Source organism: Salinisphaera dokdonensis CL-ES53 (genome assembly GCF_040361215.1).
Lineage (GTDB): Bacteria > Pseudomonadota > Gammaproteobacteria > Nevskiales > Salinisphaeraceae > Salinisphaera > Salinisphaera dokdonensis.
Genome location: NZ_APND01000001.1, coordinates 470604 through 495247, shown reverse-complemented (window position 1 = coordinate 495247; position 24644 = coordinate 470604). Strand labels below are relative to the sequence as shown.

Genomic DNA, 24644 nt, shown 5'->3' with positions numbered 1-24644 from the left:
CTGCTAGCTTCACGCCCACGATAATGCACGAGGAGATGGGTATGGCACGTTCTATTTCACATCGTGGCGGGGTGCGTATGGCCGCCGCGACCGCACTGCTCTTATTGCTGGCAATACCGGGCTGGGCGAACGCCGCCGCGGAGTCGCATCGCGTACAGAGCACGACCGACAAGAACATCGAAATTCATGTAAGCGAACGCGCGCCGGCCACAGCCAATGCGCGCGATGCTGCCGTACTGTTCGTCCACGGCGCGACTTATCCCAGCGTGACTTTCGACACCCCATTGGCCAACGGGCCAAGCTGGCTCGAGCGCACCGCGAACGATGGCTACCACGCCTTTGCCATGGACGTGCGCGGCTACGGCCACTCAACACGCCCGGCGGCCATGAGCGCGCCGGCCGGAGACAATGCACCCTTCGCCCGCGCCGAAACCGTGATCCACGATATCGACGACGTTGTGGAATTCATCCGCGAGCGCACCGGCGTGAGCAAGGTCAACTTGGTTGGCTGGTCCTGGGGCACGGTGACCACCGGCATGTACACCGCCAGCCACGGCGACAAGGTCGAGCGGCTGGTGCTCTTCGCTCCTGTATACAGCGCGAACAATGAAGCGTGGACGGCGAAGCTCGCCGATCCCGACAACCCGGATCAACTCGCCGATATCGGTGCTTATCGCACGGTCACCCGCGAACAGGCCGACGAACGCTGGGCCGCCCAGATCGATGCCGAAGACCCGACCGATTGGCGCGATCCGGCCGTGTTCGACGACTGGTACAGCGCGATGCTGGCCATGGAACCGGACGCCGGTGCCAAGCAGATCAAGGCACCCAACGGCGTGCTCGTCGATATCTGGGAGATATTTCACGACCGCCCGGTTTATGACGCGTCGAAGATCGACGTGCCCACACTGGTCATCCGCGGCGACGACGATCCGACCTCGACCGATGCGGACGCGCGTGGGCTCTACGGTGAACTGTCCTCGGCGACCAAGCGCTATGTGGTCATCGGCGACGGTACTCACTTCGTCTGCATGGAGAAGCACGCACCGCAGCTGTTCGCGGAAACAGCGCTGTTTCTCAACGCCGAGCAATAAGCGACGAGGAAACGCAAGCGCGCCGCCCGGTTCGATTGCCGGGTCAGGCGCGCTTTTGCTTGGGCGTCACCCACATGGTGATAACCGCACGAAACACGGTCTTGCCGTGGGTATCGGTGACGTCGACCTGAACCGGGTAGTCCTCGCCCCCGTCAGCGTTTGGCACATCGCCGGCCGAGGCGGTCGCAAGCAGGTCGGTCTCGGCCTTCGCCAGGTATTCAACTGTCATGCCCTTGGGGATCCAGCGATGGCTGGGCGGCACGGTGACGTCCGTCAGCACGCCGCCGGCGAGTTCGGCCATGTTGCACATCGCGATCGCGTGCACCGTGCCGATATGGTTATGCACCGCGCGGCGCTTGCGCATGCTCACCTGCGCATGGCCGGGTTCGAGCGCCTCGAACTTTGGCCGGATGCTGCCGAAATAGGGGGCACGCAGGCAGATCATGCGCGTGAACAGCCATTTGCCGCGCGGCTTGCCGGCCATGCTCTGCCAGAGTTTGAGAACGCGGTTATTCGTGCCGGCCATAGTCGATTCGCTGCTTGTGAAAGGCAATTCGCCATCATAAGCCGAAACAACGCTGACTTTTGCACACCGGCTCTGCACAGCACTGTGGATAAATCGTGTACGCAGCCGCCGATCGCTTATGTGCCAATGGCTGCATCTGTTCTGATCAATTTTTGACCAGTGCGGATAGTCGGCGACGAAGATGCCAGGGCGAACCGTGACCAAGCGGCGAATAACGGTGGTGTGAAGGGACTTGGTCGCCCGGCAACAGGCGCGGCGCACAAGCGCCGCGCTCGCCGGTAGGGCAATTGACGAACGGCCGCCGGCGAGATTGCCGGGAAGGCAGGTGGGCCGGCCCGGCGTATCGCGTCGCCGGGCCGCGCAGTTGCGTCAGTCGTCGCGGCTGACGCGGTAGATCACGCCGTTTTCGTCGTCGCTGAACAGCAGCGATCCGTCTTCGGCCACTGTCAGGCCGGCCAGCCGGCCGATCTGCTGCCAGCCGTCATCGGTCTGTTGCACGAAGCCGGTGATGAACGGTTCGATGGACTGCGGTTCGCCGTCGTCAAAATCGACGCGCACGATCTCGTAGCCGGAGGGCGGCTTGCGGTTCCAGGAACCGCGCATGGCCACGAACGCGTCGCCGCGATACGTCGCGCCCAGGGCATCGCTTTCGTAGAAGCGCATCTGCATGGGCGCGGCGTGGGGTGTCCACATCAGGATGGGTTCGACGCTCTGCTCGGCCCACTGCCTGCTTGTACCCTCGGGCGGTACGTCCTGCGGGTTGAGCTGGCTGTCGGCATAGACATAGGGCCAGCCGTACTGCTTGCCCTGCTGGAGATGGTTGAACTCCTCAGGCTGTTCGTCGTCGCCGAGCCAGTCGATACCGTGGTCGAAACCGTAGAGTTCGCCGGTCTGCGGTTCGAAGTCGAAACCGATGGTGTTGCGCAGGCCCGACGCGAAGATCTCGCGCTCGCTACCGTCACGGGACATGCGCACCATGGTGGCGCTGAGCTTTTCTGTTTCGCCACAGGCATTGCAGGTCGAGCCCACCGAGACATAGAGCGCGTCGTCCGGGCCCAGCGCCAGCGTGCGATTGGGATGCTGGCCGCCGGAGGGAAAGCCCGTGGCGATCTTTTCGAGTTCGCCGAAACTGCCGTCGTCCTGGATCGTGGTCCGATACACGTCGTTGACGGTCATCAGCCAGGCTGTGTTGCCGTCGATTTCGATGCCGTGCATCGCGTCCTTCTTCGCCACGACCTTGCGATCGTCCGCGCGGCCGTCGTCGTCGCTGTCGACGAGCATGAGCACGTCGCCTTCCTTGCGGCGCGTGACATAGATTGCGCCGTTAGGGCTCGTGGCCATCATGCGTGCATTGCCCAGACCCTCGGCGAATACATCGACCGAGAGCCCGTCGGGTACCGACAACCGAGCACGGTTGGACGCGTTCGGGGCTATCGGTGTGGGCTTGAAGACATGGCCGGTCACGGTGACATCGGCGGTCTTGGGGTCGTCGAGTTGCTCCGGGACGTTCGAAGGATTGCTGCCGTTTTCGGCGGCGATGCCCGCACGGGCGTTCGAGGATGACGTATCGGCTGCTGCGGCCAGCCCAGCCGCGGCCAGCAGGCTGCCGAGCAGACAGGCGCGGGATCGATTCGGGTTCGGTTTGATCATCATTCGTTTCGAAGGTGGCTCGTTTACAGGCTCTTAGTAGTAATCTTGATTGCCCGTGCTTGTCTACCGCTCTCCGGCACGTTTTGGGGTACTTCGCGCGGGATCGTAGGCCGCGAATACCTGCCGATAGCACACGATGTAAGCGCTGAAGAAGCCGGCCGCTATATAGAACGGCGCCGCGAGCATGCCGCTGCCGAAGAACAGGCCGGCGAACAGCGGCCCAGCCGCACGTGGTAGCTGGATTGCCACGCTGCCCGTGCTCACCGCGGCGCCGCGCCGGTGGGGCCGGACCAGGCTCACGGTCAAGGCCTGACGTGCCCCCGCCGTGCCGCGATTGAAGGCCGAGCGGACCACATGCAACGTGGCGGCCATCCAGAAACTGGGCACCAACGGCATGGCGACGAGAATCAGCACGCCTATCGCGCGCATCCATACCACGGCGCGGATCACGCCCACCCGCTGAACAAGCCGTCCGGCCCCGACCGAGGACAGTGCCGTCGCGCCGTAGGCCAGCGCCATGACCGGGCCGATATCGGCCGGCCCCTGGCCGAAGCGCACAGCGAACCAATAGGCCATCAGTGGGCCGATCAGACCGATGCCAACGCCGTTGAGCGCATTGATACCGAACAGTCGCAATAGAAGGCCGTTCTCTTTGCGCTGGGTCGCGGCGTCCTCGTTGGCAGTATCGCGGTCCTTGGGCGGTTCCGGTGGTGGCGTGGCGCGATCGGGGGTGAGCGCGAGCAGGCCGAAACAGGTCAGCGAGCCGAGCAGCGACAACAGGAAAAGCGGTCGATAGGCCAGTGCGCCGTCGAGCACGCTGTCGAACAGCTCGGGCAGCCCGCCCAGCAGGGCGCCAAGAGCCATACCGCTGAATCCCACCGCCATGTTGAGGCTGAACACCGGCCCGCGCGCCCGCGCCGACAGCGTCTGACTCAGCCACGACAGTTCGACCGGTGCGAACGGCCCGCTGCCGCCGTTTGCGCCGCGCCCGAAGCCGCCGACAACGGCCGCGCCTGCAACCAGAGTTGGGGCGCTGGTCGTGATCGCGATCAACGCAGCGATCGCCTGTGCTGCCTCGTATACCAGTAGAAAACGCTTGCGCCCGACGCGATCGCTCAAGGGGCCGAGCAGGGTGATCAGCGTGGCGTCGACGAGCAGACCGGCGGTGAACAGGCCGCCGATCGCCGGCGCCGACCAGCCGAGCGCGCGTAGATAAAGCGCAAAGGTGACGATGAGTGCGCCCTGGCCGATGCTGCGGGCGGCGCGCGCGCCGAGCAACAGGCGGGTATCGCGGGGCAGCGCGGCCCAGGTCTTGAACATGGCGGGTGACGAGCGAACCGGAGGAGCGCGAGCCTAGCATCGGTGGGTCAACGAGCGGGGCCGGGCACTCGTCCGATATCGTAGTGGCATGACGACCTCGGGTATTCGCAGTTCATGAGCAGCGCGCTTCAGCCGTTACGCCCGGTGCTGGCGACATTCGTGTTGTTGGGGCTGCTCTGGTGGGGCTTCGATACGTTGCTGAACCAGCGTGCCCATCCCAATCGCACGCTTGCGACCGGCGCGGACGGCGCACAGCGTTTGGTGCTCGAGGCCAGTCCCGGCGGCCACTATCTGGTGCCGGGCGAGATCAACGGCGAGCCAGTCAGCTTTCTCGTGGATACAGGCGCAAGCCACGTTGCCGTCCCGGCCCATCTTGCCGAGCGGCTGGGTCTGTCACGAGGCCGGCGTATTGCCGTGAACACGGCAGCCGGTCGGGCAAGCGCCTACGACACCACCATCGACACGATTGCGATCGGCGGGCTGTCGGTGTCGCGGGTTGGTGGTTCGATCAATCCCGCGATGAACAGCGACTTCGTGCTGCTGGGCATGACCTTCCTGCGGCATGTCGATCTGCGCCAACGCGGTGGCCAGCTGATCATCGAGGCGGCCGGTGGCGCGCAATAAAGAGCGTCAGATGACATGCAGGCAAGCGCTATACAAAGCGCTGATCAAGGCAGCTTGTAGAAACGTCATGCGGGCCATCTAAAGCCAGCTGTCACAGCCCGCGAGTCGAGGAGGGGGCAGCGGTGATGTGTCGACGCTCCCGGTGGACGCGGCTTGCGGCTGGTTGAAACCCGGCCTCGCATCGGTAATGCTGATCGTTCACCATATTCGGGAGCGAACCATGGCGACCGGTTGGGCGCGCGAAGGCGCGGTACAGGAACAGATCGACAGTACGGTGGCCGAAGGCGTGGAGCTTGCCCGCGCAAGGCTGGGTCAGGCCGGTGAGAGTCTTGAGCACTGCGAGGAATGCGGCGACGACATACCGCAGCGCAGACGCGAGGCGATCCCCGGCGTGCGTCTGTGCGTGGCCTGCCAGGAAGCCGTCGACCAGGATCATCGCAGCAACGCCGGCTTCAACCGGCGCGGCAGCAAGGACAGCCAGCTGCGCTGACCATTGCCGGTTTTGTGCCACACGGCACAGGGCGGGCCGCCCCTTAGAGAACGTAACGAAATCGGAAACCGCATGCGCTTCATCTGCGAGATCGCCAATCAGGAGCACCTGATCGACGCCGAGAGCTTCGAGGACGCCGCGCGCGCCGCAGCGGAGCGCCACGCCACGGAACAGGGCACCGACAGCGGCACCTTCACGGTGACCGTCTCCGAGGCGAACGAAGCCGATTTCCCTCTCATTGCCGGCAACGACTACACCGTGACATTGCCCGCCTGAACCTTGGCCTCCCGCGCGAGAGTACTGGCGCGGTTCGAGGCTATTTCGTCTGTCCGCGCCTGCGCGCGCCGAGTTGGTCGCTCATACCGCGACATCGGATAGATCACGCCCGGCCGACTGATGGCCAAGTCCAGCATGGGCCTTGGGTTATGGCACGATGCGTCCTAGTGATTTTGAGGAGAGCCGACCATGGGCGAGTCCAACCCCTTCGAGAGCCTGCCGCAGAACGCGGCTAACCATGCCGCGCTGTCGCCGACCAGTTTTCTTGCCTGGTCGGGCGAGGTGTATCCCGATCGCACCGCCCTGATCCACGGCGAGCTGCGCCAGACCTGGGGCGAGACCTATAGCCGGTGCCGGCAGATGGCCAGTGCGCTGGTAAAGCGCGGTATCAGCGCTGGCGACACGGTGGCGGTGATGGCGCCTAATATCCCGGCCGCCTACGAGATGCACTTCGCCCCGGCGATGATCGGCGCCGTGCTCAACGCGCTCAATGTGCGTCTCGATGCCGCCACGTTGGCCTTTATGCTCGAGTTCGGCGAAGCGAAGATGGTGTTCGTCGACCGCGCCTTCGCGCCGGTGATGGCCGAAGCGATCGAGCAGATGGACAATCCGCCGACCGTGGTGGATATCGACGACCCGGTCTACGACGGCGATGAGTCGCTGATCGGCGAGATTGAATACGAGGCCTTCCTCGCGGAGGGCGACGCCGACTTCGAATGGCGCCTGCCGGAAGACGAGTGGAACGCCATCTCGCTGAACTTCACCTCCGGCACGACCGGCAACCCGAAGGGCGTGGTCTACCACCATCGCGGTGCTTATCTGAATGCCATGACCAATGCCATGGCCTGGGACATGCCCACGCATGCCGTTTATCTGTGGACGCTGCCCATGTTCCACTGCAACGGCTGGTGCTTCCCCTGGACGCTGGCGGCAAAAGCCGGCACCAACGTCTGCCTGCGCCAGGTCGCGGCAGACCCGATCATCGACGCCATGAGCGAACACGGCGTGACCCACTACTGCGGCGCGCCGATCGTGCACTCCATGCTCATCAACGCCGAGGCCGACAAGCTGGCCGGCATCAAGCAGACGGTCTACGGCCTGGTCGCGGGCGCCGCGCCGCCGGCTGCCATGATCGAGGGCATGGAGCGTATCGGCTTCAAACTCACGCATGTCTATGGCCTGACCGAGACCTACGGCCCGGCCGCGCTCTGTGCCAAGCACGAAGCCTGGGACAACGTCAGCCTCGACGAGCGGGTGCGCCTGAACGGCCGCCAGGGCGTGCGCTATCCGACCCAGCGACTGCTCACGGTGGTCGATCAGGAGACCGGTGAACCCGTACCGCACGACGGCAAGACCATGGGTGAGCTGGTGTTCGCGGGCAATATCGTGATGAAGGGCTATCTCAAGAACCCGTCTGCCACCGAAGAAGCCTTCGCCGACGGCTGGTATCACACCGGCGATCTCGGCTATGTCGAGCCCGACGGCTATATTAAGATCGCCGACCGCGCCAAGGACGTGATCATTTCCGGCGGCGAGAACATCTCCTCGCTGGAAATCGAAAGCGTGCTCTCGCGCCATCCGGCCATCGCCGCCTCGGCCGTGGTCGCCAGGCCCGACGAGAAATGGGGCGAAACGCCCTGTGCCTTCGTCGAGTTGCGCCCCGGTGAAGAAACCACCGAGGACGAGATCATCGCCTACTGCCGCGAGCGGCTGGCGAAGTTCAAGTGCCCGAAAACGGTCGTGTTCGGCGCGCTGCCGACGACGTCCACCGGCAAGGTGCAGAAATACGAGCTGCGTTCCAGCGCCGAGCATCTGGACGACTGACGGGCGTCGCCCGCCGGACGGGGCGACGAAGTAATCGCGGCGACACTGCAGGCATGCCAGGCGCGCCTGCGGCGCCTACGCCGCCATGCCTTAGCGGATCAGCTCTTAAGACGCCGGTTATAGGTCGTCTCGTCCAGCTCGCCCTCGCTCTTGCCGACCAGCACCGTGACCATGAGATCGCCGGCCACGTTCACGCTGGTGCGGGCCATGTCGAGGATGCGGTCGATACCGGCCACCAGGCCCACGGCTTCCAGCGGCAGGCCGACCTGGGTGAGCACGATCGAGAGCATTACCAGCCCCGCGCCGGGCACGCCGGCCGTGCCGATGGAGGCGAGCGTGCCGGTAAGAATGATCATGCCGTAGTCGGCCCAGGAGAGATCGATGCCCACGAATTGGGCCACGAACAGCGCGACCACGCCCTGGTAGAGCGCGGTGCCGTCCATATTGATGGTCGCGCCTACCGGCAACACGAAACCGGACACGCCCCGCGATACGCCCAGATTGTCCTGCGCACAGCGCAGCGAAACGGGCAGCGTGCCCGACGAGGAGGCCGAGGAGTAGGCAACCACCAGCGCATCGATACTGCCGCGAAAATAGCGCACGGGGTTGAGCCGGCCGAGCAAGGCGATCAGCCCGGTATAGACCACCAGCACGTGCACCACACACGCCAGATAAGCCACGCCGATCACCTTGGCCAGCGGCAGGAGTACGTCGAGCCCATACTGGCCGGACACATTGGCGATCAGCCCGAACACGCCGAACGGCGCGAAGGCCATGACAATCTCGGTGAGCTTGTACATCGCCTCGGCGAAGCTTTCGAACACGCGCGTCATCGGCGCGCCGCGCTCGCCGATCAGCAGCAGCGAAATGCCCAGGCCGATGGCGAAGACGATGATCTGCAGAATGTTGCCGTTGGCCAGCGCATCGATCGGGTTCTGCGGCACGAGGCCGACCAGGATCTCGACCAGCGATGGCGCCTCCTTGGCTTCGACCGAGGCGTCATAGGTCAGATCCAGGCCCGCGCCCGGCTGGAAGATCGTGGAGGCCAGTAGGCCGATCGCGATCGCGAACGCAGTCGTGAACAGATACAGCGCGATCGTGCGCAGGCCGATCCGGCCCATCTTCTGCGGATCGCCCATGCCGGTGATGCCGACCACCAGCGTGGAAAACACCAGCGGTACGATCAGCATCTTGATCGCGCTGATGAAGATATCGCCGAGTGGCTTGAGCACGGTGGCGTTGTCGCCTAGCAGCGCGCCGGCGATCGCGCCGAGCACCAGCCCCGCCAGAATCTGGGCCCAGAGCGGCACGCCCGGGATGAAGCTCATGGGCGTTTTCTTGTCGTCGTCGCTCATGCTCGAAACTCGTTGTTCGGTCGATCAGTTTTGATTGTGCGCGTCGGCCGGGATTCACGAAAACGGCGCGTCGAGGCAGGGCCGATCCTGCCCGCGCTTATGCCCAGGGCAGGCGCTGCAGATCGACGTTGCCGCCGGTCAGGATCACGCCTACGCGCTTGTCCGCAAATACATCGCGATGGCGCAGGATCGCCGCCAGTGGGACCGCGCAGGAGGGCTCGATGATGATCTTCATGCGCTGCCAGGTCAGGCGCATGGCTTCGACGATCTCGGCTTCATCGGCGAGCAGGATATCGTCGATCTCGGTGGCCACGAACTGCCACGTCAGCTCGCCCAGCGAAGCCTTGAGGCCGTCGGCGATCGTGTTCGGCGCATCCTCGACCAGACGTTCTCCGGCCTCGCGCGAACGCTTGGCATCGTCGGCGTTGGCGGGTTCGGCAGCGATCACCCGGGTGGCGGGCGACAGCGCGCGAGCGCTGAGCGCCGTGCCGCTAATCAGCCCACCGCCGCCGACCGGGGCGATGACAATATCCAGATCGGGCACGTCCTCCAGCAGTTCCTTCGCACAGCTGCCCTGGCCGGCGATCACGCGCGCATCGTCGTAGGGCGGCACGAAGTTCGCGCCGCTGTCGGCGATCACCGCGTCGAGGGTTTCCTGGCGTGCGGCGTTGCGCGGTTCGCAGAACACGATCTGCCCGCCATAGCCGCGGACCGCGTCGATCTTGGGCTGCGGGGCGGTTTCGGGCATGACCACCGTGCAATCGATGCCGCGACAGGCCGCGGCGCGCGCCAGCGCCATGCCGTGGTTGCCGCTGGAATGGGTGGCCACGCCGCGCTTCGCTTCCGTCTCGCTCAGGCCGAACACCGCATTCACCGCGCCGCGTGATTTGAAGGCGCCGGCCTTCTGAAAGTTCTCGCACTTGAAGAACAGCTGCGCGCAGCTCATCGCATCAAAGGTTTCGCTGGTGAGCACCGGCGTGCGGTGAATCCACGGGGCGATGCGATCCTGCGCGCGGCAGACGTCGTCGAAGCTGGGAAGGGACATGGGCAACTCGGCTGTGATCACCCGCGCCATTCTGCCGGAGGGTTTGGAATCAAGGAAAAACGTGGTGATCGACAAGACGTTCGAGCGGGGACAGCGTGCGCCAGTTGTGCGCCATCACATCGTGCTTGAATTGCTGCACCCCGGCGCTCTAATAATGCGATACCGCCCCTGTACCGGCAGACCGCTGCCCGAGGACTTCATGAACGATGTGTCGACAGCCCAGTCGCCGCGCGAGGATATCGATGGCCAGGCGCCCGCGGATGCCGCGCGTACGCTGAGCAGCCTTCCGCCAGACGAGATCCAGGCGTTGTTGGCCCAGATGCCTCACGACGAGGCGCTGGCCGTGGCCGCCCAGCTGTCCGGCGCGGCGACCGCACAGGCCAACGACGCGAGCACCGAGGCCGCTGCTGCGGATATCGATGCGCCGATCGACGATCTGGTCATGCCGGCGCCGGCCGTGTTGCCGTCGTCGCATACCGCTGCGCAGGCGGTGGCGTTTCTTGTGCAGAGCGGCGAATCGGTTGCCGAGATCACCTATATCTTCATCGTCGACGACGAAAAACTCGTCGGCGTGGTGGGCATGCGCGATCTGGTACTCGCGCGCCCCGGCCAGCCGCTGTCCGAGATCATGGTGCCGGAGCCATTCCGCTTCAAAAGCGGCAGCGGCATCGACGACGCCGTCCGCGCGGCCCTCGTCAAGCACTACCCGGTTTATCCCGTAGTCGACGAGGAGGATCGGCTGATCGGCAGCGTGCGTGGCTGGCAGTTGTTCCAGCGCGTGGTGGTCGAGGTCACCGGTCAGGCGGGCGCCCAGGTCGGTGTATCGCGCGAAGAACAGATCACCACGCCGATTCTCAGCGCGTTCCGTATGCGCCATCCCTGGCTGCAGGTGAACCTGCTCACGGCGTTCGCGGCCGCCTTCGTGGTCGGCATGTTCGAAGACACCATCACCCAGATCGTCGCGCTCGCCGCTTTCCTGCCGGTGCTTGCCGGCCAGAGCGGAAATACGGGCTGCCAGGCACTGGCGATTACCCTGCGTGGTCTCACGCTCGGCCAGCTCGACGAATATCCGGTGCGCAAGCTGTTGCGCAAGGAGATCCTGCTCGGCGCGCTGAACGGTTTTGTGGTCGGTATCGTTGCCGGTATCGCGATGTGGCTGTATGCCTCGATGTCGGGCGAAGCAAACGCGATGATGCTCGGTCTGGTGATTCTGGTCGCCATGCTCGGCGCCTGTACCGGCAGCGGTATCTTCGGCGTGGTCGTGCCGCTCACGCTCAAGCGTTTTGGCGCGGACCCGGCTATGGCCAGTAGCATCTTCCTGACCACCTTCACGGATATTCTCGGCATGGGCCTGATGCTGTTTCTCGCCAGTTCGATTCTGTTGTGAAGCTATCGGACGAGAATGAAACCTTCGGCTGGCACTACCGCGGCGGCGAGCGTCCGCCGTTCGCGATCGCGCCGCAGGCCGGTCAGGAATCGGTCTGGGACTACCCGCGACCGCCGGCCATCGTGGCCAGCGACCGGCGCGTCGAGGTGCGCCTGGACGGGCGGGTGATCGCCAGCACGCGCGCGGCTTTTCGTGTACTCGAAACCGCCGGTGCGCCGACGTATTACCTGCCGCCTGAGACGGTTGATTTCGATGCGCTGGTCGCGGGCGAGTCCCAAAGTTTCTGCGAATGGAAAGGCGTGGCGCGCTACTGGGATGTCACCGATGGGCGCCGCACCGTGGCGCGAGCGGCCTGGAGTTATCCCGATGCCGGCGGGCGTTCAGCCGCGATTGCCGGCTGTATCGCCTTCTATTGCGATCGGCTCGATTGCCGTGTCGACGGTCAGCGTGCTTTTGCCCAGCCGGGCGGCTTCTATGGCGGTTGGGTGACGCCGGACGTGGTCGGCCCGTTCAAGGGCGAGCCGGGCACCGAAGGCTGGTAGTGGTCGCTCAGCCGACGCCGCGCTTGGCGACAAACACGCGGTAGTCGCGTTTCATGCAGCGGGCGTAGGTAAACGCCAAGTCCACCACCATGGCCTTGAACGCCTCGCGATGGTCGTCGCAGCGCGACAACACGGCGCGGGCGAAGTACGCTGGATCGTCCGGGCGCAGCGCGTGCGCACCGCGGATATGCTCGCGCGCGAGGATTCGCCCCCACTGCTGGGTCAGGCGTCGGTACTGTTTGAAGCCATCGATCTTGTGGGTCGGGAAGTCCTTCTTGTAGGGAGAACGCTGGCGCACCGAGTACACCTTGTGGCCGAGCGTGATCCAGCCGAGATAATCGTCCGGGTGATTGGCCAGGGCCTGAAAGGCCAGGGCGTGGCGCTGGGCTTCGTGGTCGAACGTCTGGCGCCAGGCGCGTTTTTCGCGCGCGTTCATGAAGCGATAGGCCGGCGGCGCGGTCTGCTGCTTGATATCGAGGATGATGTCGTCGTCGACGCTCTCGCTATCGCCTTCGATCAGCGCGTAGTAGCGGGCCAGGCCGAGCGAGCCGGTGCCGGCATTCAACCGACGGGCGATGTCCTTGACCGCGAAATGCGAGCGCGGTCGGTCGGTGCCGCCCTGCAGGGTCTGCGGATATTCACGGTCGAGTGCCGCGATGATTCGCCGGCGTTCGACGGCGCTCACCGCGCTCATCTTCTTCTTGCCGAGATCGAAACGGCGCTGTCCGTCATCAGCGACCGTCGTCCATTTCGCCAGGTGCTTGGCATGGCCTTTCTTGCGCATCACCTTGCGGATGAAAGGGCCAAGCGGCTTCTTGATGTATTTGACGTGGATGTCTTCCGGGCTGCGGCCGTCGGCGTGGTCGACGAGCGTATCCAAGTAGGTGGTCAGCAGATGCCGGATCGCACGCGCGGTCTTGTCGGGCGACAGGCCGGCGTTCTCCTCGGCGTCTAGCACCATGCTCGCGGCATGGCGCCAGAGGTCGTACTGGTAGTCGCCGATCACGGCATCGTCGAAGTCGTCCATGCCGTAGTGCACGCCCTGGCGCGGGTCGCCGTAGGCGCCGTGGTTGTGCACGTGCGCATCGCCCTGCAACCAGGTCTGGGTGTCCTTGAGACCGCCGAACAGGTAATAGCGCCAGTCCTGCCAGACATCGCCCCAGTACAGATGATTGGTGCCGCGAAAGAAGCGATAGGGCGAGCGCGACATCTTCTCGTACTTGCGCGCCCGGTCGGCGCGGCTAAGCCGTCGGTTGTGGGCATCGATCTCGTCGAGCACCAGTTCCTCGCGGCTGAAACGCATGAAATGAAAGCCCATCGGCGGTTTCCTGAAGACGTGATCGCAACGATTGGAAAAGACGCAGCAGGAATCGAGCCGGGCCTGCCGAACGCTTGGTGCTAGCCCGGTTCTTGACCGCGCAACTCGCCGACGAACGCTGCGATACCGGCACCGATCTCGGCCGGTGAATCCTCTTGCACGAAATGCAGGCCGGAGACCGTAATCTCTTGCTGGCGCGGCCACGTCCGGCAGAACTCGCGCTGCTCGCCGATCAGGACGATGCCGGGTTCGGCATTGATGAACAGCTTGGGCGGGCTCTCGTCGCTGGCCAGCCACTGGCCGTAGCCGTCCATCACGTCATGCACCGCGGCCGGCTCGCCGTCGAAGGGAATCTGGCGCGGCCAGGACAGGGTCGGGCGACGCGCTTCGCCGGCGTCCGCAAAGGGACGGCGGTATTCGGCCATTTCGGTGTCGGTGAGGTCGCGCAGAATCGAGCTGGGCAGGATCTTTTCCACGAACACGTTCTTGTCGAGACAGATTTCCTCGCCGGCGGCGCTGCGCATGGTGGCGAAGATATCCTTGGCGCTGGCCGACCATTCGGACCACGCGAGTGGACGAACCAGGGCCTCCATATAGACGATGCCCTGAACCCGGTCGCGATGACGGTTGGCCCAGTCGAAACCCAGCCCCGAGCCCCAGTCGTGGACGACCAGAATCACGTTCTCGGTGACGCCCAGGGCGTCGAGCAGGCCGTCGAGATAGTGGCGGTGCTCGAAGAAATCGTAGGCATCGGGCCCGGTCGAGCCCCTGGGTTCGGAATCGCCCATGCCGATCAGATCCGGCGCGATGCAGCGGCCGAATGCTTCGGCATGCGGGATGATGTTGCGCCAGAGATAGGACGACGTGGGATTGCCGTGCAGGAACACGATCGGGTCGCCGGTCCCGCTCTCGACATAGGCCATGCTTCGGCCGTTGACCGTGACATGGCGTTTTTCGTAAGGCATGACTTCGCCGCTCATCGCGTATCCGCTCGCAGGGTGAACAGATTCACCCTAGCAGAGCGGGTCTGCGACACACGGGGGTTGGCTCAGCACACCCCGTCGCTGCGCTTGGGCACGCCAAGGCCGAACAGCGGTCGTAGCTTGATGCCGACCACGGTGCCGCCGAGCGCGACCACGCCCCAAAGCCAGCCGTGCAGGCTGAACGAGGCGATGCCACCGAAATAAGCGCCGATATTGCAGCCGAAGGCGATACGCGCGCCATAGCCCATGAGCACGCCGCCGATGATGCGGGCGATCACGGTGCGCCAGGGAATATGACTCGCGATGGTAAAGCGCCCGCCGATGCTCGCTGCGGTCATCGCGCCGAGAATGATGCCGAAATCCATGACGCTCGTGCGATCTGCGAGAATCGGCTTGTCGAGCGCGCCCGCGTGCAGTTCGGACCAATAGAACCACTGGCCGACATCGGCGCCCGTCGCCGCCACAGCCTTGGAGCCCCACAGCGCGAACGCGCTGGTGATGCCCCAGGGCTTGCCGCTGGTCCAGAGCGTTAGCGCGTTGAGCGCGGCGAGTGCGATCGCACCGGCCCAGAGCGGCCACGCACCACGCAGCACCCGCGCCCAGCCGTTGGCATGCGGCGGCGTCTGCCGACGCGGCGGACGCAGGCGTTTTTCGATTGCGTACGTTGCCGCGGCGATGACCGCAAACACGCCCAACTGCATCACGATCGCACCCGGATAGCCCCAGCTCGTGTCGGCCAGCGACACGGTGCGCCACTGCAGGTCGGGCTGCATCCAGAACGCGAAGTCGTGGGCAGCCCAGACGGACCCGGCGATGAAGCCGAGCAGGGTGATCACGATCGAACTCTGGCCGGAGCCGACGGTATACAACGAGCCGGAGGCGCAGGAGCCGCCGAGCTGCATGCCGATCCCGAACATGAAGCCGCCGACGGCCACGCCCATGCTGATCGGGAACACATAGCCCTGCAGCTCACCCCCGAACAGGCTGCTGCCGTAGGCCAGCAGCGGGGCGAACAGGATGCAGGCCACGGTGAGCATCAGCAGATGCGCACGCAGCGTCGTACCCTGGCCGACGGCCATGAGCTGGCGAAACGCCGACGTGAAGCCGAAGCGGGCGTGATAAAGCGACACGCCAAGCCCGATGCCGATCAGAAAGAACAGGCCCTGCTCGAGGCCGTGCATGGCGAAGAGCCAGGCGCCGAGCAGCGCGCTGGCGCCCAGGCCGACCGTGGTGGCGCCGACTTGGGGGGCCGGCAGGGCGGTGGTGTTGTCGGACGAAAGCGTGGTCTGGCTCATGGCGATCGGTGATCGGAATGCTGGAGTCGAGCATAGCGCGGGATTTACCGCACAAGGCTCGTGCATTGCTGCCGAAACGATGAATGCGCCGTACCGAAAACGCGATACGGCGCATTCGTGAGGCCATCAGTGGTGAGGCATCAGGCGATGCTGTCGACCACGCCACCATCCACGCGCAGGGCTGCGCCCGTGGTTGCCGAAGCCTGTTCGGACACGGCGTAGACCACCATGTTAGCGACTTCCTCGACCGTGGCCGCGCGCTGGATGATCGAGCTCGGGCGGGCCTGCTGCACGAACTCGGCAGCGACTTCTTCCATCGACTTGCCGCTTTCGGCCTGCTTGTCGGCCAGCATGGACTGCACGCCTTCGGAGAGTGTCGGGCCCGGCAGCACGGCATTCACCGTCACGCCGGTGCCGGCCAGGCGCTTGGCGAGACCACGCGAAACCGACAGGTTGGCGGTCTTGGTCATGCCGTAATGGAGCATCTCGTCGGAGATGTTCAGGCCGGACTCCGAGGACATGAAGACCACGCGGCCCCAGCCGGCCTCGACCATGGCGGGCGTGTAGGCGCGCGACAGGCGCACGCCGGACATGATGTTCACGTCGAAGAACTGCTGCCATTCGTCATCCGGGATCTCGTAGAAATCCTTGGGACCGAAGATGCCCAGGTTGTTGACGAGGATATCCACGCGCGGCTCGGCCTCGACCACCGTATTGCAGCCCTCGGCGGTGCCGAGATCGGCTGAAATACCGCGCGCGTCGGCGTTCGGCACGGTCTCGCGCAGTTTTTCCAGTGCCGCATCGACCCGATCCGGCTTGCGGCCGTTGAGGATGACGGTCGCGCCGGCGCGGGCCAGCCCGGTGGCGATAGCGAAACCGATGCCGTGCGTCGAGCCGGTGACGAGGGCGGTCTTGCCGTTGAGTTCGATCTGCATGATGGATTCCTGAAGCGTTGAAAGAGTTATCGAGTTGGAAAATGCGTTCGGTCGTGGGTCGATCAAGTCCCGCTGCCGCGTTCGACCAGTTCGATACGAATGCCCGTGGGTGATTCCACGAACAGGCGGCGTTCGCCCAGTTCATCGATACGGCTTTCGGCATGGCGGTAGCCGGCGGCCTGCACCCGCGCGCGGGCGGCTTCGATATCGGTGACAGCGAAGGCCACATGATCGATCGTTTCAGCGTCGCAGCGGTCTTTGTCGCCTGTCGCGCCGGCCGGTATGAGATGAACCAGGGGCGTGTCGCCGGCATAGAGCCAGTCGCCTGGAAAGCCGAAATCGGGCCGGTAGCCGGTCTGCAGGCCCAGCAGACACGCGAAGAACTGCCGATGTGCGGCAAGGTCCGTGGTGCGCAGCGTGGCGTGGTCAAGCGTCACGGCCGGGCCGCTTGTCGCAGGCCACGCCTGATTTTCTGCTGTGCTGGTCATGGTTTTAGTGTGGGTTTTGTTGCCGGCAGGGAGAACGCACAGAATCGCCAAGGGTTTGTTGTGCATTGTGCAATAATCCGCCCGTCGCCCATTTCTGCCCCACGCGGCGGTTGGCGACGCTGATCGAAACGAGAGGACAGCACACCGATGGCAGACCAGCTCATCCAGATGCGCATATTCGTGCAGGTGATCGAGGCCGGCAGCCTGTCGGCCGCGGCCCGCGAGCTCGGCCTGTCGCCGGCGGTGGTGAGCCGGCGGCTCGCCGCGCTGGAAAAGCGCCTCGGCGTGCGCCTGATCAACCGCACCACACGCAGCCTGTCGCTGACCGACGAGGGCGCGGATTTTCAGGCGCGTTGCCTGCGCATCCTGGCCGAGATCGAAGAGGCCGAAACCCAGGCCGCGATTGGCGCGCGGGCAACCAGTGGCGAACTGCGTGTGACCACGTCTGTGGCCTTCGCACGACGCCTGGCGCCGCTGCTGCACGATTTTCAACAGACCCACGAGGGGCTAAGTGTACGCCTGCACGCCAGCGATGCGGTCGTGAATATCGTCGAAGGCGGTTTCGATCTGGCGGTGCGTTTTGGAACGCTGGCCGATTCGAGTCTGATTGCCCGCGAGGTCGCGCCGAATCGCCGGGTGATCTGTGCCGCGCCGGCCTATCTGGCGCGCCATGGCCGCCCGAGCCACCCGGACGAGCTCGTGCATCACGATTGTGTGTTGATGGGCGATCCGCCGCTGGCGACCTGGCAGTTCGCGGACGGTACCAGCGTGCACGTCAACGGCCGCTTCACTTCCAACGACGGCGAGATCGCCCATCTCTGGGCACTGCAGGGCGCTGGACTGGTGCTCAAATCGATCTGGGACGTGCAGGAGGATCTCGCGAGTGGCCGTCTGAAGACGGTGCTCGATGCGCATCCGCTGCCCTGTGCGGCTATTCATGCCATGTATCCGCATCGTCGATTCGTCGCACCCAAGGTGCGTTTGTGTGTCGATTACCTGCGCGAGCGGTTGGCCGAACAGGCGGCTGCATTGCCCGAAATGACGGCGATTCCGGCCTGACTGGCCGGCATTTGGCGGCCACAGAGGGCGGCTGGCGTGCTCCTTGCGTTTATCGGGGCCTCGACTAGACTCGATTCATGGCCAATTCGCGCTCGCGAAGGCCGAACTACATAAAACACAGGGGGCCGTCATCATCATGTTTTCCCGAATTCTCAAGACGCTCGTCGTTGCCACGCTGGTCTTCGGCTGTGCGCAACTCGCCAGCGCGCGCACGTTCATCACGATCGGTTCCGGTTCGACCACTGGTCTCTACTACCCGACCGCGGTCGGCATGGCCAAGATCGTGAACGAGGCCGGTATCGATATCCGCGCCAACGCGCGTTCCACCGGCGGCTCGGTATTCAACGACCGTGCGGTCGGCGCCGGCCAGCTGCAGATGGGCGTGAGCCAGAACAACGTTGCCTATTACGCCTACAACGGCACCGGCGTCGAGGCGTTCAAGGACAAACCGATCGAAAACCTGCGCGGCGTGGCCGTGCTCTATCCGGAAACGATCCAGGTGCTGGCCCGCAAGGACGCGGACATCGACAGCCTCGACGACATGAAGGGCAAGCGGGTCTATGTCGGCGATATCGGCTCGGGCACGGAACAGGACGTGAAGAACCTGTTCGGTGCTTTCGACATGAGCATCGAAGACCTCAAGGCGCCCGTGCGCGGTAGTGCCGGCAGCGCCGTGGGCCTGCTGCGCGACGGCCAGATCGATGCCATGTTCTATACCGTGGGCCTGGGCGCATCCGCCATTACCGAAGCCGCACAGACGGCGCCGATCGAGCTGGTCTCGGTGTCACCGGAAAAGATCGAGCAGCTGCACGCCAAGTATCCGTTCTATACCCAGATCGATATCCCGGAAGGCACCTATCCCAAGATGGGTAAAGCCACCGCGGTGACGCTCAAGGCCATGCTCGTGACCTCGTCCGAGCTGTCCGAAGACGCGATCTACCAGTTCATGAATACGGTCTTCAACGAGAAGAAGGACGCGTTCTACAACGATATCCAGAACCCGAACCTGAAGAAATACTTCACCCTCGACAGCGCGCTGGAAGGCATGTCCATCCCGCTGCATCCCGGTGCCGTGAAGTTCTTCAAGGAACAGGGCATCGAGATCAACGACAGCCAGATGCCGCCGTCCTGATCGGTCCGTAAAGACCGGACGGAAAAATCCTGAACCCCGGTCGCTGCGGCCGGGGTTCTTGCGTTGTGGTCGGGGCGTTGCCCGCGGTCGGTGCAGGCGGGCCATGAAATTAGCCCGGATAAGTGCAGGGATGATCGATGACTGAACATGTAAAGCCAGAAGCCGAGGACATCGTAAAAGCCAGCGAATACGGCGGCCGCGCGCCGGCGATCGCCTGGCAGCGGTGGCTGCTGGTCACGATTGCGGTGTCGTGGAGTCTGTTCCAGCTGTATGCGAGCTATTTCGGCACGCTCAATCCGCAGAAGATCGGCTCGATCCATCTGGCCTTCGGTTTTGCGCTCGCCTTTCTGGCCTACCCGCGCAAGGGCGGGCCGCTGGATCGTATTCCCTGGTATGACTGGCTGCTGGCCGCCGCGAGCGTGGCCAGCGCGCTTTATATCCTGTTCAGCTACTACAACATCGTGGTGTTGCAGGGCGGTCTGCCCGAGCCGCGCGATATATGGGTCGGCACCGCGCTGCTGGCGTTTCTCGCCATCGGCGCGACCCGCCTGCTGGGCTATGCGCTGCCGATCATTGCTGCACTGGTGGTCATCTACGGCATCACCGGGCCGGCCGGCATCATCCCGCTCACGCCGCCGGACGTGATCTATCTGCACAACGGCTATGACTGGGCGCAGATCATCCAGCAGCTCTATATCACTACCGAAGGCATCTGGGGCACACCGATCCAGGTCTCGGCAACGTTCGTGTTTCTGTTCGTACTGTTCGGCGCGCTGCTCGACAAGGCCGGGGCGGGCCAGTATTTCGTCGATCTCGCCTATAGCGGCCTGGGCACGTTCCGCGGCGGGCCGGCCAAGGCATCGGTCGTGGCCAGTCTGCTCACCGGCGTGATTTCGGGCTCGTCGACCGCGAATACGGTCACCACTGGCACATTCACCATTCCGCTGATGAAGAAGATCGGCTATCCGCCCGTCAAGGCGGGGGCAACCGAGGTGGCGGCGTCCGTCAACGGCCAATTGATGCCGCCGATCATGGGCGCGGCGGCCTTCATCATGGCCACCTTCATCGACATGCCGTACTCGCAGCTGATCATCCATGCGCTGGTGCCGGCGGTGCTGACCTATCTCGGCCTGCTCTATGTCGTGCATCTCGAAGCGCTCAAGCTCGGCCTGCAGGGGCTGCCGCGTTCCGAGTTGCCGCCGTTCTGGAAAACCTTCGTAAGCGGCGTGCATTACCTGATCCCGGTCGCCTTCCTGCTCTATGAGCTGATGTGGGCGAACCTCACCCCGGAACGCAGTGCGCTCAATGCCACGGTGGTTCTGGCAGGGCTCATCCTGGTTCAGGAGCTGGTCAAGGGCGTGCGCAGCGGCAACCTCGCGGCCGGCCTGTGGCAGGGCCTGCGCCTGATCGTGTCCGGGCTGGAAACGGGTGCGCGCAACATGACCACGATCGCGATCGCCACCGGTGCGGCCGGCATCATCGTCGGCATGGTCACCATGACCAATCTCGGCTATGGCCTGACCCAGGTGCTGGACGTGCTCTCCGGCGGCAATATCTGGATCGTGCTCGTGCTGTCGGCGATTACGTCGCTGATTCTCGGCATCGGCCTGCCCACCACCGCGAACTACATCGTCATGGCCGCGCTGGTCGCGCCGGTGATCGTCAATCTTTCCGGCGAGGCGGGTCTGGTCGTGCCGCTGGTGGCGGTTCATCTGTTCGTGTTCTATTTCGGTATTCTCGCCGACGACACGCCGCCGGTCGGCCTGGCCGCCTATGCAGCGGCCGCGATCTCGCGGGCCGACCCCATTGCGACCGGCGTGCAGGGCTTCATCTACGACCTGCGTACCGCAATCCTCCCGTTCATGTTCTTCTTCAACCCGGAACTACTGCTGATCAATGTCGGCAGCTGGTACTACGCGGGCTGGGTGATCGTCACCGCGCTGGTCGGCATGCTCGGCTTCGTTGCCGCGACGCAGGGGTATCTGAAGATCCGCATGCACTGGTACGAGCGGCTGCTGATGCTCGTCGGCGCGCTGCTGCTGCTCAAGCCGGGCAGCTGGACCGATCTGGCGGGCATCGGATTGCTGGCCGTCGTGGTCTTCTGGCACCGCCATCGCGCCGGGGCGCCGCTGGTGCCGACGGCTGGTTGAGAGCGGGCCTGCGAGTGGGGATGCCGCGCTGCGCTGTCAGTGACGGTATCCTCTCGTCGCCATGAACGAGATCACGCCAGACGACAAGCCACCGGTCAGCGAAGCCGACGAGCGCTGGATGCGCCATGCGCTGGATCTCGCGCGGCGCGCCGAAGCAGCAGGCGAAGTGCCGGTGGGCGCGGTTGTAGTGCGTGACGACGTATTGCTCGGCGAGGGCTGGAACTGCCCGATCGCCGAGCACGACGCCACCGCCCATGCCGAGATCCGTGCGCTGCGTGCGGCCTGTGCCGAGGCCGACAACTACCGGCTGCCCGGGGCGACGCTCTACGCCACCCTGGAGCCTTGCGCGATGTGCGCGGGCGCGATTGGCCATGCCCGTATCGAGCGCGTGGTCTACGGCGCGGACGACTTCCGTGCCGGCGCGGTGCATTCGATCTTTTCGGTGTTCGACGAGGCGCGGCTGAATCATCGCGTGACCCATGTCGGCGGTGTGTTGGCCGAGGAGAGTGCCGCGCTTCTGCGGGCCTTCTTCCGGGCGCGTCGCGCGCGCCGCTGAGACGGTCGCAAAAAAGCCCTGCGCAGGGCGCGACGACAGTGATAGCCTGCCGCCATGAACAAGCAAAAGACATGGCACGTCGCAGTCCTGCCCGGCGACGGTATCGGTCCGGAAGTGATCGCCCAGGCCACGCGCGCGATTGACGCGCTCGTCGCAGCCGACCCGGCACTGGCGATTGAATACGAGACCTTTGAGTGGCCGTCCCACGCCTGGCACGAGAAGCACGGTGAAAGTGCGCCGGCGGATTATCTCCAGCGACTGGAGAAATTCGACGCGATCCTGCTCGGCGCGCTCGGCGATCCGGGCCCGGCTGACGATCCGAATCGCTATCTGCTGTCGGACGCGGTATCGCTGTCGCCGCTGCTGGAAATCCGCAAGGGTTTCGACCAGTGGTGCTGCGAGCGGCCCTGTCGGCCGATGAAAGGCGCGCCGCAATATCTGGCCGACGAGCGCGCCAACGATATCGACATGCTCGTGATTCGCGAGAACAGCGAGGGCGAGTACGTCAATCAGGGCGGCCGCATGGCGGTCGGCACGAAGAACGAGATCGCGACCCAGGTCGCGCTGTTCACCCATCGCGCCACCGATCGCATCATCCGGCATGCCTTCGAACAGGCGCGGGTGCGAGCCGCCGAGCGCAAGGCCGAAGGCCGGGAGCGCAGCTTCGGACGTGACGGCAAGACCAGTCAGGTCTGTGTGATCACCAAGCGCAACGCGCAGCGTTTCTGGGGCGATATGTGGACCGACATGTTCGCCGAGATCGCGAAGGATTATCCGGATGTCGCCACCCATCACGAACTGGTGGATGCCGCCTGCATGAAGTTTGTCAGCCATCCGTGGATGTTCGACGTGGTGGTGGCATCGAATCTGTTCGGCGATATCCTCACCGATCTGGCCGCCGTACTGAACGGCGGCATGGGCGTGTCGCCGTCGTCCAACGTCAATCCGTCGGATCGCTCGCGCCCGCCCATGTTCGAACCGACCCACGGCAGCGCGCCGGATATCGCGGGCAAGAACATGGCCGGCCCCACCGCCATGCTGCTGACCACGGCCATGATGCTCGACTGGATGGGCGTCGAAGACGAAGCCGCCGCACGTGCGGGCAACCGGCTTCGCGACGTGGTCGCGGCCGACCTGGCCGATCACGGTCGTGAGCGGCGGGCCACTGATGAAACTGGCGATGCGATCGTCGCCGCCCTCTGATTTATTGTTTGCGGGCACGCGTTTGTCGTGCTCCGAAAGCGCGTGCATTGAAACTCGGAATCATCGCGTCTAGGCTCGCGCGCAAAGTATCCAAGGATCACCCAGGAGACCCGTCATGATCGGAAGCAACAAGAGCAATCTGTCGCCCCTGCTCCAGCAGGCCACCGACGTTCACGTCGATCGCGGCGAAGGCTGCTACCTGTTCGACACTGACGGTAAGCAATATCTCGACTTTACGGCCGGCATCGGTGTGACCAGCACCGGCCACTGTCATCCGAAGGTTGTTGCCGCGGCCCAGGAACAGATCGGCAAGCTGATCCACGGTCAGTACACGACCATCATGCACAAGCCGATTCAGGATCTGTCGGCGCGTCTGGCCGAAAAGATGCCGGGCGATATCGATTCTGTCTTCTATGCCAGTGCCGGCACCGAGGCCGCCGAATCGGCCATGCGCTTGATGCGTCATGCCACGGGCCGCCCGAACATCGTGGTCTTCCACGGCGGTTTCCATGGCCGCACCATGGGCTCCGCCTCGATGACCACCTCCGGCACGGCCTACACCGCCGGTCTGCAGCCGATCATGGGCGGCGTCGTGGTCGCACCGTTCCCCAACGCCTACCGCTACGGCTGGTCCGAAGATCAGGCCACCGAGTTCTGCCTGCAGGAACTGGATTACATCCTGCAGACGATCAGCGCGCCGGGCGATACTGCGGGTATGCTCATCGAGCCGATCCAGGGCGAGGGCGGTTTCATTCCGGCCAACACCAAGTTCATGCAGGGCCTGCGTGAGCGGTGTGACAAGCACGGCATGCTGCTGGGCGCGGACGAAGTCCAGGCGGGCTATGGCCGGACCGGCAAGTTCTGGTCGCATAGCCATTACGACGTGCAGCCGGATATCGTGGTTACGGCCAAGGGTCTGGCCAGCGGTTTCCCGCTGTCGGCCTGTGCCGCACCGCGCAAGATCATGGAGAAAGGCCTGGCCGGTTCCCAGGGCGGTACCTACGGCGGCAACGTCGTCGCCTGCGCCGCAGCGCTGGCTACGCTCGACGTGATCGAGGAAGAAGGCCTGGTCGAGAATGCCGGCGCCCAGGGCGCGCATCTCAAGGAGCGCCTGGATCGGCTCGCCGACAAGGACAAAGGCATCGGCGACGTACGCGGTAAAGGCCTTATGACGGGCGTTGAGTTCCAGAAAGACGGCAAGCCGGACGGCGACCGTGCCGGCAAGATCGCCAAGGAGTGCGAAAAGCATGGCCTGTTGTTGCTGCGTTGTGGCCCCGGCAAGCAGGTCGTTCGATTCCTGCCGCCGCTGGTCGTGACCCGCGAGCAGATCGACGCCGGCGTGGATATCTTTGCCAAGGCGGTCGAAGCTACGGCATAGGGCGCGCCAGCCCT

General features: G+C 64.6%; 23 protein-coding genes. 13 read left to right on the top strand and 10 right to left on the bottom strand.

Annotation, left to right across the window (positions count from 1 at the left end; genetic code table 11):
- Positions 1 to 41: 41 nt before the first annotated feature.
- A complete protein-coding gene (locus SADO_RS02240) occupies positions 42 to 1094 on the top strand; it encodes an alpha/beta hydrolase (RefSeq protein ID WP_353108850.1) in 1053 nt (350 codons plus the stop codon).
- A gap of 43 nt (positions 1095 to 1137) precedes the next feature.
- Here the strand turns inward: SADO_RS02240 and SADO_RS02235 are convergent, their stop codons facing one another.
- The 3 genes from SADO_RS02235 to SADO_RS02225 all read right to left on the bottom strand — a co-directional run bounded on the left by SADO_RS02235 (position 1138) and on the right by SADO_RS02225 (position 4590).
- Positions 1138 to 1620, bottom strand: coding sequence for a hotdog fold domain-containing protein (locus SADO_RS02235; protein ID WP_353110063.1), 483 nt, complete (start codon positions 1618 to 1620; stop codon positions 1138 to 1140).
- A 369-nt stretch (positions 1621 to 1989) separates the two neighbouring features.
- Complete coding sequence (locus SADO_RS02230) at positions 1990 to 3273, bottom strand: PQQ-dependent sugar dehydrogenase (protein WP_353108849.1); 1284 nt, start codon at positions 3271 to 3273, stop codon at positions 1990 to 1992.
- Between the two features lie 60 nt (positions 3274 to 3333).
- Positions 3334 to 4590, bottom strand: a complete 1257-nt coding sequence (locus SADO_RS02225) for an MFS transporter (protein WP_353108847.1) — start codon at positions 4588 to 4590, stop codon at positions 3334 to 3336.
- A gap of 114 nt (positions 4591 to 4704) precedes the next feature.
- Between SADO_RS02225 and SADO_RS02220 the strand changes: the two genes are divergently transcribed.
- From SADO_RS02220 to SADO_RS02205, 4 genes are all read left to right on the top strand, one after another.
- Complete coding sequence (locus SADO_RS02220; RefSeq protein WP_353108845.1) at positions 4705 to 5214, top strand: retropepsin-like aspartic protease family protein; 510 nt, start codon at positions 4705 to 4707, stop codon at positions 5212 to 5214.
- A gap of 220 nt (positions 5215 to 5434) precedes the next feature.
- A complete protein-coding gene (locus tag SADO_RS02215; RefSeq protein ID WP_353108843.1) occupies positions 5435 to 5704 on the top strand; it encodes a DksA/TraR family C4-type zinc finger protein in 270 nt (89 codons plus the stop codon).
- A gap of 72 nt (positions 5705 to 5776) precedes the next feature.
- Entirely contained in the window at positions 5777 to 5980 is a 204-nt protein-coding gene (locus SADO_RS02210; RefSeq protein ID WP_353108841.1) for a hypothetical protein, read from the top strand.
- Between the two features lie 189 nt (positions 5981 to 6169).
- A complete protein-coding gene (locus SADO_RS02205; protein WP_353108840.1) occupies positions 6170 to 7804 on the top strand; it encodes an acyl-CoA synthetase in 1635 nt (544 codons plus the stop codon).
- A 98-nt stretch (positions 7805 to 7902) separates the two neighbouring features.
- On the opposite strand, the gene SADO_RS02200 is transcribed toward SADO_RS02205, so the two are convergent.
- Positions 7903 to 9159: a dicarboxylate/amino acid:cation symporter gene (locus tag SADO_RS02200; RefSeq protein ID WP_353108838.1), complete on the bottom strand. Its 1257-nt coding sequence runs from the start codon at positions 9157 to 9159 to the stop codon at positions 7903 to 7905.
- Positions 9160 to 9256: 97 nt separating this feature from the next.
- A complete protein-coding gene (gene bhcB / locus SADO_RS02195) occupies positions 9257 to 10204 on the bottom strand; it encodes a beta-hydroxyaspartate dehydratase BhcB (protein ID WP_353108837.1) in 948 nt (315 codons plus the stop codon).
- Here bhcB and SADO_RS02190 point away from each other — a divergent pair.
- Positions 10203 to 11591, top strand: coding sequence for a magnesium transporter (locus tag SADO_RS02190; protein ID WP_353108835.1), 1389 nt, complete (start codon positions 10203 to 10205; stop codon positions 11589 to 11591). The two genes, bhcB and SADO_RS02190, sit on opposite strands and share 2 nt — an antisense overlap.
- A complete protein-coding gene (locus SADO_RS02185; protein ID WP_353108833.1) occupies positions 11588 to 12133 on the top strand; it encodes a DUF427 domain-containing protein in 546 nt (181 codons plus the stop codon). The genes SADO_RS02190 and SADO_RS02185 overlap by 4 nt, the downstream gene beginning before the upstream one ends.
- Positions 12134 to 12140: 7 nt before the next feature.
- On the opposite strand, the gene SADO_RS02180 is transcribed toward SADO_RS02185, so the two are convergent.
- The 5 genes from SADO_RS02180 to SADO_RS02160 all read right to left on the bottom strand — a co-directional run bounded on the left by SADO_RS02180 (position 12141) and on the right by SADO_RS02160 (position 17101).
- The gene (locus SADO_RS02180; RefSeq protein ID WP_353108831.1) at positions 12141 to 13451 is read right to left on the bottom strand and encodes a DUF2252 domain-containing protein; all 1311 of its coding nucleotides are present in this window, start codon (positions 13449 to 13451) and stop codon (positions 12141 to 12143) included.
- A gap of 80 nt (positions 13452 to 13531) precedes the next feature.
- Entirely contained in the window at positions 13532 to 14431 is a 900-nt protein-coding gene (locus SADO_RS02175; RefSeq protein ID WP_353108829.1) for a haloalkane dehalogenase, read from the bottom strand.
- Positions 14432 to 14499: 68 nt separating this feature from the next.
- Positions 14500 to 15729, bottom strand: a complete 1230-nt coding sequence (locus SADO_RS02170) for a YeeE/YedE family protein (protein WP_353108827.1) — start codon at positions 15727 to 15729, stop codon at positions 14500 to 14502.
- A 140-nt stretch (positions 15730 to 15869) separates the two neighbouring features.
- Positions 15870 to 16664 (bottom strand): SDR family NAD(P)-dependent oxidoreductase, encoded by a 795-nt coding sequence (locus SADO_RS02165; protein ID WP_353108825.1) that lies wholly within the window; start codon positions 16662 to 16664, stop codon positions 15870 to 15872.
- A 62-nt stretch (positions 16665 to 16726) separates the two neighbouring features.
- The gene (locus SADO_RS02160) at positions 16727 to 17101 is read right to left on the bottom strand and encodes a VOC family protein (protein ID WP_353108823.1); all 375 of its coding nucleotides are present in this window, start codon (positions 17099 to 17101) and stop codon (positions 16727 to 16729) included.
- Between the two features lie 198 nt (positions 17102 to 17299).
- Between SADO_RS02160 and SADO_RS02155 the strand changes: the two genes are divergently transcribed.
- From SADO_RS02155 to SADO_RS02130, 6 genes are all read left to right on the top strand, one after another.
- Entirely contained in the window at positions 17300 to 18211 is a 912-nt protein-coding gene (locus SADO_RS02155) for a LysR family transcriptional regulator (protein WP_353108821.1), read from the top strand.
- Between the two features lie 136 nt (positions 18212 to 18347).
- Complete coding sequence (locus SADO_RS02150) at positions 18348 to 19343, top strand: TAXI family TRAP transporter solute-binding subunit (protein WP_353108820.1); 996 nt, start codon at positions 18348 to 18350, stop codon at positions 19341 to 19343.
- Positions 19344 to 19480: 137 nt separating this feature from the next.
- Positions 19481 to 21493: a TRAP transporter permease gene (locus SADO_RS02145; RefSeq protein WP_353108818.1), complete on the top strand. Its 2013-nt coding sequence runs from the start codon at positions 19481 to 19483 to the stop codon at positions 21491 to 21493.
- Positions 21494 to 21554: 61 nt separating this feature from the next.
- A complete protein-coding gene (tadA, locus tag SADO_RS02140; protein WP_353108817.1) occupies positions 21555 to 22049 on the top strand; it encodes a tRNA adenosine(34) deaminase TadA in 495 nt (164 codons plus the stop codon).
- A 54-nt stretch (positions 22050 to 22103) separates the two neighbouring features.
- A complete protein-coding gene (locus SADO_RS02135; protein ID WP_353108815.1) occupies positions 22104 to 23252 on the top strand; it encodes an isocitrate/isopropylmalate dehydrogenase family protein in 1149 nt (382 codons plus the stop codon).
- Between the two features lie 115 nt (positions 23253 to 23367).
- Positions 23368 to 24630 (top strand): aspartate aminotransferase family protein, encoded by a 1263-nt coding sequence (locus tag SADO_RS02130; protein WP_353108814.1) that lies wholly within the window; start codon positions 23368 to 23370, stop codon positions 24628 to 24630.
- Positions 24631 to 24644: the final 14 nt, after the last annotated feature.

Bases quoted from the DNA above. Each gene is read 5' to 3' on its own strand.
- SADO_RS02240 (WP_353108850.1), top strand. From the start codon at position 42: ATGGCACGTTCTATTTCACATCGTGGCGGGGTGCGTATGGCCGCCGCG.
- SADO_RS02235 (WP_353110063.1), bottom strand. From the start codon at position 1,620: ATGGCCGGCACGAATAACCGCGTTCTCAAACTCTGGCAGAGCATGGCC.
- SADO_RS02230 (WP_353108849.1), bottom strand. From the start codon at position 3,273: ATGATGATCAAACCGAACCCGAATCGATCCCGCGCCTGTCTGCTCGGC.
- SADO_RS02225 (WP_353108847.1), bottom strand. From the start codon at position 4,590: ATGTTCAAGACCTGGGCCGCGCTGCCCCGCGATACCCGCCTGTTGCTC.
- SADO_RS02220 (WP_353108845.1), top strand. From the start codon at position 4,705: ATGAGCAGCGCGCTTCAGCCGTTACGCCCGGTGCTGGCGACATTCGTG.
- SADO_RS02215 (WP_353108843.1), top strand. From the start codon at position 5,435: ATGGCGACCGGTTGGGCGCGCGAAGGCGCGGTACAGGAACAGATCGAC.
- SADO_RS02210 (WP_353108841.1), top strand. From the start codon at position 5,777: ATGCGCTTCATCTGCGAGATCGCCAATCAGGAGCACCTGATCGACGCC.
- SADO_RS02205 (WP_353108840.1), top strand. From the start codon at position 6,170: ATGGGCGAGTCCAACCCCTTCGAGAGCCTGCCGCAGAACGCGGCTAAC.
- SADO_RS02200 (WP_353108838.1), bottom strand. From the start codon at position 9,159: ATGAGCGACGACGACAAGAAAACGCCCATGAGCTTCATCCCGGGCGTG.
- SADO_RS02190 (WP_353108835.1), top strand. From the start codon at position 10,203: ATGGGCAACTCGGCTGTGATCACCCGCGCCATTCTGCCGGAGGGTTTG.
- bhcB (WP_353108837.1), bottom strand. From the start codon at position 10,204: ATGTCCCTTCCCAGCTTCGACGACGTCTGCCGCGCGCAGGATCGCATC.
- SADO_RS02180 (WP_353108831.1), bottom strand. From the start codon at position 13,451: ATGGGCTTTCATTTCATGCGTTTCAGCCGCGAGGAACTGGTGCTCGAC.
- SADO_RS02175 (WP_353108829.1), bottom strand. From the start codon at position 14,431: ATGAGCGGCGAAGTCATGCCTTACGAAAAACGCCATGTCACGGTCAAC.
- SADO_RS02170 (WP_353108827.1), bottom strand. From the start codon at position 15,729: ATGAGCCAGACCACGCTTTCGTCCGACAACACCACCGCCCTGCCGGCC.
- SADO_RS02165 (WP_353108825.1), bottom strand. From the start codon at position 16,664: ATGCAGATCGAACTCAACGGCAAGACCGCCCTCGTCACCGGCTCGACG.
- SADO_RS02155 (WP_353108821.1), top strand. From the start codon at position 17,300: ATGGCAGACCAGCTCATCCAGATGCGCATATTCGTGCAGGTGATCGAG.
- SADO_RS02150 (WP_353108820.1), top strand. From the start codon at position 18,348: ATGTTTTCCCGAATTCTCAAGACGCTCGTCGTTGCCACGCTGGTCTTC.
- SADO_RS02145 (WP_353108818.1), top strand. From the start codon at position 19,481: ATGACTGAACATGTAAAGCCAGAAGCCGAGGACATCGTAAAAGCCAGC.
- tadA (WP_353108817.1), top strand. From the start codon at position 21,555: ATGAACGAGATCACGCCAGACGACAAGCCACCGGTCAGCGAAGCCGAC.
- SADO_RS02135 (WP_353108815.1), top strand. From the start codon at position 22,104: ATGAACAAGCAAAAGACATGGCACGTCGCAGTCCTGCCCGGCGACGGT.
- SADO_RS02130 (WP_353108814.1), top strand. From the start codon at position 23,368: ATGATCGGAAGCAACAAGAGCAATCTGTCGCCCCTGCTCCAGCAGGCC.